Annotated in this window: 1 protein-coding gene; it reads left to right on the top strand. The window is 44.0% G+C overall.

Translation table 11 applies throughout. From position 1 onward, the window contains the following. Positions 1 to 105: 105 nt before the first annotated feature. Positions 106 to 255: a hypothetical protein gene (locus tag BA053_RS07590; protein ID WP_156518247.1), complete on the top strand. Its 150-nt coding sequence runs from the start codon at positions 106 to 108 to the stop codon at positions 253 to 255. The last annotated feature ends 11 nt before the right edge of the window (positions 256 to 266 follow it).

The raw sequence follows: 266 nt of genomic DNA, 5'->3' as shown, positions 1-266 counted from the left end.
CTGGGTAAGGTCAAAAAAAACGCCGATATTTTAGTACATAGTAAATAGCCAACCACCACGGGGCTTCTTTTGCCTTTTTTTTATTTGGTAAATTTCTTAATGTTTATGGCTAAACGACAATCGTCATCCCGCTACGTGTTAGCGGGATCTAGAGATACCGCGAATGAATCGCGGTATGACGGTTTGTGGCGGCATGACGATAAGGTTTATACCTTGTCATCCCAGTGCTTGACACTGGGATGTCAGCTAGCGTGACAAACGTCATC

The organism is Wolbachia endosymbiont of Nomada ferruginata (genome assembly GCF_001675785.1).
GTDB lineage: Bacteria > Pseudomonadota > Alphaproteobacteria > Rickettsiales > Anaplasmataceae > Wolbachia > Wolbachia pipientis.
This window is presented reverse-complemented; position numbering and strand designations above follow the sequence as displayed.